Source organism: Cryobacterium sp. M15, from assembly GCF_002929675.1.
In the GTDB taxonomy this organism is placed as follows: Bacteria; Actinomycetota; Actinomycetes; order Actinomycetales; family Microbacteriaceae; genus Cryobacterium; species Cryobacterium lyxosi.
The window spans coordinates 1-11,837 of sequence record NZ_PJJW01000030.1; the positions used below are offsets into that span (position 1 = coordinate 1).

Annotated in this window: 12 protein-coding genes; 5 read left to right on the forward strand and 7 right to left on the reverse strand. The window is 65.6% G+C overall.

Annotation, left to right across the window (positions count from 1 at the left end; translation table 11 throughout):
* Positions 1–202 precede the first annotated feature (202 nt).
* The 3 genes from CXY83_RS03250 to CXY83_RS03260 all read right to left on the reverse strand — a co-directional run bounded on the left by CXY83_RS03250 (position 203) and on the right by CXY83_RS03260 (position 3,511).
* Positions 203–523 carry a hypothetical protein gene (locus tag CXY83_RS03250; protein ID WP_104195975.1) on the reverse strand — a complete coding sequence of 107 codons (321 nt, stop codon included), beginning with the start codon at positions 521–523 and terminating at the stop codon, positions 203–205.
* Between the two features lie 172 nt (positions 524–695).
* Positions 696–1,430, reverse strand: a complete 735-nt coding sequence (locus CXY83_RS03255; RefSeq protein WP_104195976.1) for a low molecular weight phosphatase family protein — start codon at positions 1,428–1,430, stop codon at positions 696–698.
* Between the two features lie 284 nt (positions 1,431–1,714).
* Entirely contained in the window at positions 1,715–3,511 is a 1,797-nt protein-coding gene (locus tag CXY83_RS03260) for a DUF4012 domain-containing protein (protein WP_158251818.1), read from the reverse strand.
* Between CXY83_RS03260 and CXY83_RS17585 the strand changes: the two genes are divergently transcribed.
* Together CXY83_RS17585 and CXY83_RS03265 are read left to right on the forward strand one after the other, a co-directional pair.
* Positions 3,510–3,665 (forward strand): hypothetical protein, encoded by a 156-nt coding sequence (locus CXY83_RS17585; protein ID WP_158251819.1) that lies wholly within the window; start codon positions 3,510–3,512, stop codon positions 3,663–3,665. The two genes, CXY83_RS03260 and CXY83_RS17585, sit on opposite strands and share 2 nt — an antisense overlap.
* A gap of 221 nt (positions 3,666–3,886) precedes the next feature.
* Positions 3,887–4,216, forward strand: a complete 330-nt coding sequence (locus CXY83_RS03265; RefSeq protein WP_104196045.1) for an ATP-dependent DNA ligase — start codon at positions 3,887–3,889, stop codon at positions 4,214–4,216.
* Positions 4,217–4,387: 171 nt separating this feature from the next.
* Here the strand turns inward: CXY83_RS03265 and CXY83_RS03270 are convergent, their stop codons facing one another.
* From CXY83_RS03270 to CXY83_RS03285, 4 genes are all read right to left on the reverse strand, one after another.
* On the reverse strand, positions 4,388–5,017 hold the full coding sequence (locus tag CXY83_RS03270) for a thymidine kinase (RefSeq protein ID WP_104195978.1): 630 nt from the start codon (positions 5,015–5,017) through the stop codon (positions 4,388–4,390).
* Positions 5,017–6,423: a hypothetical protein gene (locus tag CXY83_RS03275; protein WP_104195979.1), complete on the reverse strand. Its 1,407-nt coding sequence runs from the start codon at positions 6,421–6,423 to the stop codon at positions 5,017–5,019. The genes CXY83_RS03270 and CXY83_RS03275 overlap by 1 nt, the downstream gene beginning before the upstream one ends.
* Positions 6,420–7,673 (reverse strand): sensor histidine kinase, encoded by a 1,254-nt coding sequence (locus tag CXY83_RS03280; RefSeq protein ID WP_104195980.1) that lies wholly within the window; start codon positions 7,671–7,673, stop codon positions 6,420–6,422. Before CXY83_RS03280 ends, CXY83_RS03275 begins: the two co-directional genes overlap by 4 nt.
* Positions 7,674–7,847: 174 nt before the next feature.
* On the reverse strand, positions 7,848–9,083 hold the full coding sequence (locus tag CXY83_RS03285; protein ID WP_104195981.1) for an Rv2578c family radical SAM protein: 1,236 nt from the start codon (positions 9,081–9,083) through the stop codon (positions 7,848–7,850).
* 265 nt (positions 9,084–9,348) lie between these two features.
* Here CXY83_RS03285 and CXY83_RS03290 point away from each other — a divergent pair, with 265 nt between their 5' ends.
* The 3 genes from CXY83_RS03290 (at position 9,349) to CXY83_RS03300 (ending at position 11,324) form a co-directional block, all read left to right on the forward strand.
* Positions 9,349–10,458 (forward strand): DNA topoisomerase IB, encoded by a 1,110-nt coding sequence (locus tag CXY83_RS03290; protein WP_104195982.1) that lies wholly within the window; start codon positions 9,349–9,351, stop codon positions 10,456–10,458.
* Positions 10,459–10,563: 105 nt separating this feature from the next.
* The gene (locus CXY83_RS03295) at positions 10,564–11,046 is read left to right on the forward strand and encodes a hypothetical protein (RefSeq protein ID WP_104195983.1); all 483 of its coding nucleotides are present in this window, start codon (positions 10,564–10,566) and stop codon (positions 11,044–11,046) included.
* On the forward strand, positions 11,043–11,324 hold the full coding sequence (locus tag CXY83_RS03300) for a hypothetical protein (protein WP_104195984.1): 282 nt from the start codon (positions 11,043–11,045) through the stop codon (positions 11,322–11,324). The genes CXY83_RS03295 and CXY83_RS03300 overlap by 4 nt, the downstream gene beginning before the upstream one ends.
* Positions 11,325–11,837: the final 513 nt, after the last annotated feature.

The window sequence follows — 11,837 nt, forward strand, 5'->3', positions numbered from 1 at the left end:
GCGCACAATGCGCGCAAAAAAGCGGCCGGACCTGCACTAACAGGCCCAGCCGCATCCAATTGCCAAAATAAACAAATTTCGCGTTTGTGCTTCGCGCGCGCGCCGGGCTACGCGGCTACGGACCATGGGCGACGGGCATGGGCGTGGGCGTGCGAACGCACGCTACTGGCCGGACACGGTGGAGTGGCGCGGGCGAGCGGGGTCAGGAGTCGACGGGGGGCCAGATGCCGTCGCATCCGCTTTGATCACAAGCGAACTGCCATGCATCCCCGTTCGGCACGACCTGCATCGGCATGAGGCAGCGCACGCAGTTGGGCGGGCCGAGCACGACCGTGTTGTCGCTGGCTAGTTCGGCCTCGGTATAGGGCGGACCGCAGTAGACAAGCGAGCACGCATAGTTCTCGCAGCCGTAGTCGTAGGAGATGCCGTGCCAGGAGACCTGCATGGGGTCGTTGCACTGCGGGCACAGGCGCGGCCGGGCCACGTCTTTCTTTTGAAAAACCCACGACACGTTGTCGTCCATGAGGTGAGACTAGTCCTGCTAATGGGAGCTCGGTATGGTTTTGCCAATTTGTGGAGAGCCGAGCGGTTCCTACTCCGGTCGACGTTCACACGTGCGCAGAACTTGGGTCAGCGCAGGGGCATAGTGGCGTCGCTGGCGCGGCTGGCGAAAATTTGCCCAGGTATTCGCGGCATCAGACTCCTGCCGCGATGAGGGCTGCCGTGATCGTGGTGACGGAGCCGTTGATGGCCGCCGCCGCACGGGCGTACACAATCGCGGACTGCCGGTAGGGGTCATCGACGTCGTCGAGAGTGGCGGGAGTGGGCGAAGGATGGAGTCCGCGGGTCAAGGCGATGTCGGCGATGAAGGCTGCGAAGTCGAGGTGCGGCCGGGCCCTGGAGACGGGGGGCAGGACCCTCATGGAGGTCTCGACAGGCTCGACCGCCGAGTTCCGGGCTGCGGAGCCGGCGCCGGCGCCGGCCGAGGCCGACGCGTCGATGAGAGCAGCCGGGGCTACCAGACGCGCAAACTGGTTGAGGGTGAAGGTATAGCGGGTTGCCTTAGGCAGCATCGATACGACCTGACGACGGTGCTCTCTGGTGGCAGTCAGCACCAGGTCAGCATCGGCGATAAGTTCTTCGGTGAGTTGCCGCGCTACGTGCCTGGTGTGTGACGCACCGTACTGCGACGACAGCGCCGCTGCCTCGGGTGTCATGTCACTGCCGGTCATGGCTCGGGTTCCGGCACTGGTGATGACGGCGTCGATGCCTGCTGTGCGCAGGTCTTCGCGCAGCAGCTGCTCGGCCAGCGGTGATCGGCAGATGTTGCCGGTGCAGACCATGAGAATACGGGGGGCGCGAGCGGACACGGCGCTCACGTGCGCGGATGCAGCGGCCTTCAGGTCTCTACTGGCCTGGGGTTCGTTCATGTTTTGCTCTCGATCGGCGGGAGTTTGTGGGGACGATAACTTCGGGGCCGGAAACGTCACCGTCGGTGTGTCCATTTCCTCAGTGGCTTTAGCCGTCAGTATCCGGTCTCTCAGTATCCGGCCTCTCAGTAGGCATCCTCTCAGCATGCAGCATGGTCACGACGGCTCCGCGAGCACGACCAGAAGTTTTCGAAGGTGAATCCCTTGTAGTGCGTTGGCACCAAATGGCTCTGATCACCCAGGATCACGGCGTTCTGCGATCACTGTGGTCATTCGTGGCGAACCTAACACGTGAATTCTAATGATGCGGTGTCGTTGAGAACGATCAGTGGTGTGCTGCGCAGTTCGAGCTGGCCGGTAAAGGGCTCGGCGCCCAGCCAGTTGAAGCGCAGCACGGTGCTCTCGCCGGGTGCCAGTTCGATGCCGATCGAACTCACCGGATACCCGGCATCGGCAGCCGGATGGTACGGCACTTCGACGCCGTCACGGGTGAGGCCGAGGTTTTGCACCTCGGGGGTGCCGTAGCCCGCGATCATGGTCTTAATATTGCCGGGTGCCACACCGAAGGCGCCGCCACCGGTGATGTAGGCCGGGAGGCTGGTGGCGGCATCCGCTGGGGCAGTGTTGGTGAGGGTCACCTCGAACGCATACTGCGGGCGCCGGTCCTCGCGGCAGGTCTGCTGGCCGATAGCTGTCTGCACGTCGAGGTAGAGGTCCATTTTGGAACCGGTTCCGTCGTTCAGGTAAAGCCCGAACCGGTTGGTCTTGTCGTCACTGACCGGTCTGGCGCCGGCCAGGGTGGTGTCGTTGAGAATCGTCTGCTCGGCTTCGTCGGCATTCCAGACCAGCACCCGGTTCTCGTCAGCGGCCCTGGCGAGTGCTGCGATGAGCTTGGTCGGGTCGGCGTTGCCGCTTTTTACTGCGTTGAACACGGCGCCGGCTGCGGCCGCGAAAAAGATGTCTTGCTGCTTCGGGTCGTCATACCGCGCGTACACGTCGCTCAGCAGCAACTGCACGGCATTGTCGGCGTTGAGCTGGTCGCCGGTGGGGAGGGTGATCGGACCGGTGGCCTTGAGCAGGTAGCTGAGCGCGACCGGGTCGATCGACAGCACACCGTTTGCTTCCAGGCCGAATTCCAGGCGCCACATTTCGCGGGCGAGCTCACCGGTTTGCGCAAAGTCAGGGGCCATCGAGACATTCTGAATGAACTGCCCGGTGATGTCTCCGTAAATGCTGCGAATCTCGTCGCCGAGGGGTAGCACCGGAGCCGGGTATTGCGGAAAGGAGGTCGAGCTGGCCTGCTGGGTGAGTTCAATGCTGCCGTTGTCAGTGTGGAGTAGCGCGAGCGCACCGGGGATGCCGCCGGTGGAACGCAATTCGGCCGGGTTTTGGAATAGCAGAATGTAGTCGCGCGGCTCGGTAGCGCCGAGCATGGCCGGCAGCAGGGTCACTGCCCGGTTCATACCGTCGAGCGTGGCCGACGTTTCACCGGTGACCGTCTGCAGCCGGGTGACGGCACCGCGCACGACGTCGAGCACGTCGTTGGTCTCGATGGCTTTCACGTTCGTGACTGCCCGGGCCAGGGCTGCATCGGCAGCTGCTACTGCCGGCTGCGCATCGAGCAGCGGTTGCAGGGCAATGGCGCCGTCGACGGGCTTGAAATCGGTCAGGTCGAGATTGCCGGCCAGCGCAGCCAGGGGGGTGACGGCACTCAGCGCAACGTCGTCGACGACCGCGGCGATTTGACGCACGGCCACGAGGTTGGAGCCGAGAAAGGGCAGCAGCTCGTAGGTGCGCCAGACCGGATCGCTCGTGCGTGACCGGGCGGTGTTGGTGTATGCGGCCAACAGTGCAGCGGTCCGGGCAGCAGCCTCACCGTCACCGGAGACGACTTGGTCGGTGATTTTCTCGGCCAGCGGCACCGCAGCTTCGAGTGCGTCCTTGGCCTGCAGGCCACGAATGCCGACCCAAGCGGTGGCCGCCACCACGATGACCAGCAGGCCGAGCACGAGGAACCCCACGGTGGTGCGTGTTCGCGAGTGCTTCGGAGGCATGGTCTGGGCCGAGCGAGAAGAGGACATGGCCATATTCAAGCAGACCTCGGATGTCGGCTACGGCTTGACGCGCGCCGATGCGGCATCCGTTTCGCTGGCCTTCGGGCGGAGCGCTGGCGCAATCATCGCGGACGTGACTTTCACCGGCCTCGTGATCGAGCCAGCGCTGGTGATTTTCTGACGATATGCGTGCTGGGCGTGCGCTCACATTGTGGCACCGATCTAACTGTCCCCAGAATTGGGGCTGGGTTATAGCTACCTAAGCGAGAGACTCTGTGTCGGAGTTCACTAGGCTCGGCAGCACATGGAAATTGTCGTTCCCGTTTTGGAAATGAAACCCGTGGTTGTATGCGATTCGGCCTGCCGTTCGCGTTCGCCGATGAACCAGCGCGAGGCAGAAAAATGGGCAAGTTGACGTATGACTCGAGCCTCACCGTCGATTTCGACGACCGAGTACTCGCGCACATTCAACTCGTGGTCGGCGCCAAACTGCGCCGCGGCGAATCGTTCTATTTCTCTTGGCGCGACGACCCCCCCGTCGGGGGAGGCCGCAGCACCGTTTGGATGCACCCCGGCATTTCCTTGGCCTATAAGTACTTCGGCAGCAAGGTGCCGGTACTCAACCGCGACTGGGTTGAGGCGCTGTCGCTCTCGGCCAACTCCGCGACCGGCCTGCAGCTGATGGCGGAACCGGCGCAACGCACCCCCCTAGCGCTGCGTCCGGGCGGTTAGCCCCACGTATGCCCCGGCTGCTTCCAAGGGGCTGAACTCGCACGGGCTGGGCGTCGTCTCCCCCGGTGAAGGCGCGCACGGCCGCGCCCCGGGCGCGGAGGCGGTCGACGTTGCTCGTGGTTGTTGGCCCGTCCGAGAGGCGCGATCATGGGAACGAGCGCCCCACCGGCTTTATGCGGGCGCTGGCCGGCTGCGATTGTTCAGCACGCCGTGGCTCTCATCGAGGTAACAACTGCCGCAGAGTGACTCGTAGGTGACTTCTTCGCCATCGATGGCTACCTGGTCGCCGTCGAACACGAAGACGCCGTCGATCTTGCGACCGTTGAACACGGCCTTGCGCCCGCAACGGCAGATGGTCTTGAGCTCTTCGAGGCTATGAGAAACTTCGAGCAGGCGGCGACTGCCGGGAAAAGCGACGGTCTGAAAGTCCGTGCGGATGCCGTAGGCCAGCACGGGCACGTTCTCCAAAATCGCGATGCGCAGCAGGTCATCGACCTGGGTTTCGGTAAGAAACTGAGCCTCGTCGAGCAGCAGTGCACTCACGTCTCGGCCGGACCTGTGCAGAACCTGCGCGCGGTGCTGTTCGAATGCGGCGTACGCATCCGTCTCGGGGGTCAGCAGAAAATCGACGGTTCTGGTGACGCCGAGGCGGGAGAGGATGCCGCGGTCCCCCTTGGTGTCGACGCTCGGCTTGGCCAGCAGCACATGATGGCCGCGTTCCTCATAGTTGTAGGCCGCCTGAAGCATGGACGTGCTTTTGCCGCTGTTCATGGCGCCGTATCGAAAGTACAGTTTTGCCATTATTTGATGCCCTTGATCGTGGTGCGTTCAGCATTGAATTCTAGCGTGAGCAGCGCATGCCGACTGGTCACCCGCACCCGAGTGAACACGGCGCGCAGCACACTGAGGTACGGTCGCAGGGCGCGGCGGCGCTGGTGCGGCGGCAGTGAGAGTACGACCTGGATGGTGATGGTGTCTACGTCGCGGTCATCTCGGCGGGCTTGTATCTGGGAATGCAGCTGCGCTTGGGCACGCGCCTGGGTGCGGGCCTGCGCGGATGCCTGTTCCTGGGCGGCGGTGACGATGGCAATGGTCGTGGTGTCGGTAGCCGGCGTGGGAAGAGATCCGCGCAGTCCGAAGGCCTGGGTGACCTGGGCGGTATCGGTCGGGGCGGCGCCGGATCCGTCGATCTGCACGACAAGGCTGGTCGGGTCGAATCCCTTGAGGGTGCACAGAGCCACGATCATGGCGCCAGCGGCGGCGCGCTGGTCGGAGTCGAAAGCGGTCGCTCGACGGTCGGGGTCGGCGATGACGCAGAGCGGGTCGAGGCCGCGATCGGTGAGGCCGATGCGTTCGCGTCCGATGAGGTCGTCGAGCCAGGTGTGGTCGACCTCGGCGACGAGCACCCGCCGCACCTGGAAGGCGAGGGAGCGTGCGCGTTTGATGTCGGCGGCAGTGAGTTCTTGCCGAACGAGGACGTCGGCCAGAAAGGGGAGTACATCGGCGCCGAGATTGGTCAGGCGATGGTCCACCACCTCGTGCGCGAGGGGGCCGCGGCTCTCTTCCGTGCGCGCGCGGATGGCGCGGCGGGCATCCGTCTGCCAGCGGTGAATGGAGTTGACGACCTGTCGGGAGTATGCGGCGGAGGCCAGGGCGGGCGCGAGCACCTGCGTCATGGCGATGATGGCGAACAAAACGGGCGGCGTCTGCACACCGAGAAACAGTGACTGAACCAGGGCCGTGATGCCCACTACGGTAGCGGACGAGCCGCCGAGCACGAGGATTTCTTTCCACGGCCGGAACGGCGCGAGGGCCAAGAGCAGCAGGCCGAGTCCGATCGGGGCGAAGTCGTCCTGGATCATGCCATTGAACTGCCAGGTGCTCGCCGCGGCGAGCAGGTGCGCCGCGAGCCCCAGGGCCACGATCACGATGGCGCGGATGCGAGTGAACGGGGCCAGGTCGGGACGAGCGGCCCAGACGAGCACGGCGGCTGCGATCATGAGCACGCCAACGGACACCACCGCGAGCTCTATGAGCACAATCTCATGCATGCGCGAGATCGTCGCGGCGACGGCGTAGGTGACGACGATAGCCGAGACAACCGGAGCGAGCGGCCAGGCGGCAAGGCCTCCGATCGGGTCGAGCCGCTGCTGAGAAGCGGATGCCGGCGCGCGCGGCCGACGCGGAGTGGGGGTCGCGCGGGTCATGCGGCGGGCCGTTTGACGCGGTTCGGCTGATCCTGGGGCTGTATTTGTGCCGCCGGCACCGTCAGGCGCACGTTTGTGCCGGCGCCCGGCCTGCTCCAGATCAGTACGGATCCGCCGAGTTGTTCGATACGGCGCCGCACGGACTGGCGGATACCGAGGCGGTCGGATGCGGATTCCGATTCGGTGAAGCCGCGGCCCGCATCTGTTATGAGGAGTGAGATAGTGCTCAGGTCGGATTCGACGGCAACCTCGGCGGAGGCGACGCCGGCGTGCAAGATGACGTTGACGAGGCAGTGCTGTACGGCGAGGCCGACGTCGCGGTCGCTTTCGGCGTCGAGGCGGGCGAGGGCGTCGCGGTCACCGGTGACCTCGACGACGAGTCCGCGGTCACGGCTCCGTTCGATGGCTGTGTACACGGCGCTGGAGAGCCAGGCGTCGCTAGGCAACTTCTGGGTGTCGGTCGGTTGTAGGGCGGTGTTGGTGCGGGCGTCGATGTCGGTGAGCCAGTTGGTGTCGTGCAGGGTGGTCAGAGTGTATTTGAGGCTCGCGGTGAGGCCCGGTGAAAGCGCTCCGGGCTCGGCGAGCGACAGCGCGACGAGCTGAGCCACCGTCGTGTCGTTGAGTAGGGCAATGGCGCGGGTGTCGAGGGCATCACGCAGCTGCCGGTTGGCGCCGTCTTGCACTGCGCGGTGGATCGCGGGCTGGGCGGCGTTGCTGGCCCGACGGTCGATTCCGGCGAGCACCATGGCGCCGACCAACACGAGGTAGGTGGACAGGGTGAACAGATCGGGCCGGTACGGCACGGTGGTGGTGAGGATGGCAAGGAAAGCGGAGGCCTCGGCAAGAATAAAGGCGGCGGTGCTCCAGAGCACGCCGCCGACAGCGGTGATTCCGGCGCCGCCGACCATGACGAGCGCCATCTTGGGCATGGCAACGAGGAACATATTCGACGCTGGGAATGCGTCTGGGACGCCGAGCACGGTCGTGGTGAAGACGTAGACGCCGAGGGTTCCCACGACAAGGTAGGCGACCGCGAATGCAATGCGGCGGTGCCGGGTGAAGAGCACGAGCAGGGCGCCCATGGCCACGACGACCCCGACTGTCACCCAAAGTTCGGGACTGTGCAGACTAAGAACGGCAACCGAGACGACTGCGGCCATGAGACAGGTCAGCACAAACCAGTGTGCGGCCCGCGCGAGGGCGCGCGTGAGCGTCAGCTGGACCAGGTGGCCGGGTAACCCTAGAGACATATTTCCCCCGCGTTAAGTATGCCACCGGGGGTGGGCGGTGGTTGAGCGGGGGTGCTGTTGGGGTGCTTGGGGTTGGCGTTCGCGGCATCCGCTCGCCGGGCCCATGTTATGGCCCCGGGTCCAGTTTCTAAGCTGGGCCCACGGTCCGGGCCCGGGCCCCGTCCCGGAACGGAGTCAGAACAGGGTCGGCGCCAGATCGGGCGGAAGCTCCGCCGCGATCAGCGATCGGGGCGCCTCCGCAGCGCGGGCCCACGTTATGACCCCGGGCCCAGTTTCTAAACTGGGCCAACGGTCCGGGCCCGGGCCCCGTCCACTTGACGCGGCCGGCACACTTGACGCGGCCAGCACACGGGGCGCGGGCGGGGGCGACGCGGGCGTGCGGGAGCCGGACGTCGGCATCCGCTCTGGGGAGACCGGAAGGGCACTTGACCGCAGGCCACCGGTGGCTGGGTCGACGATTCCACGCTCCAGGCCGTGCGCACGAATGAGGGGTTTGATGCGGGCGGCGAGCCAGGTACGGTACTCCTTGGGCGCGTATTGGCCGCCGGCGTAGAGTTCTCGATAACGGCCAACGAGTTCCGGATGCTCGCGCGCCAGCCACAGCAGGTACCAGTCTTTGACGGCGGGCTTGAGGTTGAGTCCCGAGTAGAGCACGCTCGTGGCGCCGGCGGCCTTGGCCCGCCGCAGGGCCTCGTCGAGGTGGGCGCGGGTGTCGGTGAGAAAGGGCAAAATTGGCATGAGAAAGACGCCGCAGTCGAGTCCGCGTTCGCGGACCGCGGTGACCGTGGCAAGGCGCGCCTTGGTGGTGGGGGTTCCGGGCTCGACCGACTGCTGCAACTCGTCATCGTAGATTGCGATCGACATGGCCAGGTCCACCGGAACGTGTTCGCTCGCCTCCACGAGCAGGTCGAGGTCGCGGCGCAGCAGCGTGCCTTTGGTGAGAATGGAGATGGGCGTCTTGCTGTCGGCGAGGGCCGCAATGATGCCGGGCATGAGGCGGTAGCGTCCCTCCGCGCGTTGATAGGGGTCGGTATTGGTGCCAAGAGCCACTGGATGCCGGCCCCACGTCGGCTTGGCGAGTTCTTTTCTCAAGACCTCGGCCACGTTGACCTTCACGATGATCTCGCTGTCGAAATCTTTGCCGGCGTCGAGGTCGAGGTATTGGTGCGTGGTGCGCGCAAAGCAGTAGGTGCAGGCGTGTGAACAGCCGCGGTAGGGGTTGATCGTGTAGCCAAACGGCATCGTGCTCTGGCCGGGAACATGGTTCAGCGCCGACTTGCACAGGATCTCGTGGAACGTGATTCCCGCAAACTCGGGCGTCTGCACGCTGCGCACGAGGTTGTTCAGGCGGGCGAGTCCCGGCAGCGCCCCAACTTGTTCGGTCTGTAATTCTTGTGAGCTCCACCGCATGCATCCAGTCGAACACAGGTACTAGTCAAATGCAAGTGCTGCGCAATATATCCGGACTGAAACGAATGCCGGCGGCCGCCCCGCGCGCGCTGCCTCTTCGCGGCACTCGTCCGGAAAGCGGGCACCCCTAACACGGGGTGCCGCGAAATGTACCGGGTGCCGCGAGGCCTGACGTGCGGCGCGACCTCCGAGACTGGGGGCGCCGCATCCGTTCGCGGGTGATTCGCACTACTCTTCCGGGCAGGCGCACAGAGAGGGGATCCGCATGACCCGGTTACGACGCAGCGACCCGACCCGACCTGGGTATTCCCGGCGGCGGGCGGGTACGGGGTTCAGCTATCGCGACCCGGCCGGGCAACAAATCACCGACACGGAACTGCGGCAGCGGTTCGCGGCCCTCGCTATCCCTCCAGCGTGGAACGACGTCTGGATCTCACCGCACTTGAACGGTCATATCCAGGCGATCGGCATCGATGCCGCCGATCGCCGCCAGTACATCTACCACCCGGCCTGGCGTGAACAGAAGGACCGCCTCAAGTTCGAGCGCGCGCTGCAGTTGGCCTCGTCTCTGCCGCGGGTGCGCGGCCAGGTCACCCGTGAACTGCGCGGCGACGGCCCGCCGCGCACTCGGGCACTCGCCGCGGCATTTCGCATGCTCGACCTGGCCTCACTGCGCATCGGTAGCGAGCGCTATGCCGACACCTACGGCAGCCACGGACTCTCGACCCTGCTCTGCTCGCACGTCACGGTGCGCGGCGACGAGGTCAGGCTTGATTTCCCGGCTAAGAGTGGGCAGCAGTTCGAGGGCGTGATTACGGATGCCGACCTCGCCACCTACCTGCGTGCCCGGCTGCGCGAACGGCCGGCCGCACCCCTGCTGTCCTGGGTGTTGGATGGCGTCGAGGACGTCGTCTCGGCCTCCGACATCAACGATTTCATCAAGGAACGCACCGGCGGCGAGTTCACCGCAAAGGACTTTCGTACCCTGCGGGGCACGATCGCGGCCGCACAGAGCCTGGCGCAGAGTTTGACGGCGAGCCTGGCGGCGAGCGCGCGACCGGCGGGGCCGGCTGCCGGGGGGCCGGCCGGTGGGGCGGGCCCCAGTGGTGTGCCCACCTCGTTTGCTGTGTCCCCGGCATCCACTGCGCGGCCACCACGCGCGGCAACGCGCAGCCGACGCTCCGATGACCGCGCCATCGCCGAAGCGATGCGGCAGGCCGCCGATGCGCTCGGCAATACGCCGGCGATCGCCCGCACGAGTTACGTCGATCCGCGCGTCGTCGATCTGTTTCGCGCGGGTGAAACCATCGACCCGGCGAGCCGGGTATCGGTCGAAACAGCCCTGCGGGCACTTTTGCTCGGCGACACGGAGTGAGCAAAAAAGTCACCCGGCACATTGTCGCGCCGGCAGCGCGAGCCAATTTCAGTGAATGTCCCCCGTTCGGGGTATAACTTAAACGTCGCCGGTCGAGGCGCAGCTATGGTCATCGAGAAAGGTATGCCCGTGTCCCACGATTCTGATCCCGTTGAAGAGCCGCCGCTCAGTATTCCAGAGCCGCCGAGCACACCGACCAATCCCGACCAGCTCGTGGGACCGGACGGCCCCGACGGCCCCGACGCGGAACACGCGGAGCCTGACGGGAAACCAGGCGGGTCTTCCAGGGAACACCCCAAACCGACCATTCCGGTCGCGAGTGCGAGTGCGAGCACCGGCCCGGACGGTCCAGCTCCGAGCACCGATGGGTCGACTGCGGGAGAAGCTGCCGTCGCAGCCGCGGTCGAGCCGGACAGCGACACCGAGGTGAACCTCGACGACGTGGACCCGGTCGACGACCCCTCGAACCCTGATCTGATCGGCCGCGACGTGGGTGACGATGATCCCACCCGCGCCGAACCCACGACGCCGATCCCACCCGCGCCGAAGCCAGGGCCAACACCCCGCAACCTGAAGGAGTCCCCATGAAAGGCAAATTCCTGTTCCTCGCCGGCACCGCAACGGGCTTTGTGCTCGGGTCCAAGGCTGGCCGCCAGGCCTACGACCGGCTGAGCGCGAAAGCCCACCGGCTCTGGGGCGACCCCACCACGCAGAAGGTTATCTCGCAGGCCGAGACCATTGCGCGCGACGCGGCATCCGTGGCGCAGACCAAGGTGAGCGATCTGCTGGATCGCACCGAGGCATCCGTCAAGAAAGAAGAGTCCAAGACCACCCCGAAAGCGGATGACGGGGGCCACGTCATATAGACCACCGGGGAGTCGGCGGCCACGCGGGCTCCCTACCGGTGCACGGGCTCCCTGCCGGTGCACGGGCTCCCTGCCGGTGCACGGTCTCCCTGCCGGCGCACGGTCTCCCTGCCGGCGCACGGTCTCCCTGCCGGCGCACGGTCTCCCTGCCGGACATAGGCCCTGTACCGGTACACAGCTTCTCTGCCGGAAACGGTCTCTGTGCCGGTACACGGTCTCCCTGCCGGGAACGGGCTCTCTACCGGTACACAGTTTCTCTGCCGGAAACGGTCTCTGTGCCGGTGCTTAGGCAGTCGCGTCGTTTCACACGGGCCAATCGCGTCGGCCACTCCGCTGTGCGTGAACCGACCGGCTGGACCGGCTGCGATACACGCAGGTTTCCGCATCCGAAACGCCAATGTTCGGGTTCACGTGCCGCCTCCGGACCGTTCTGAGCCTCGAGTAGACATCAGCTGGTAGACATCAGCTGACTGCCTCGATCGAAGGGTTGACCGGGCGCAGCTCCAAAACTCT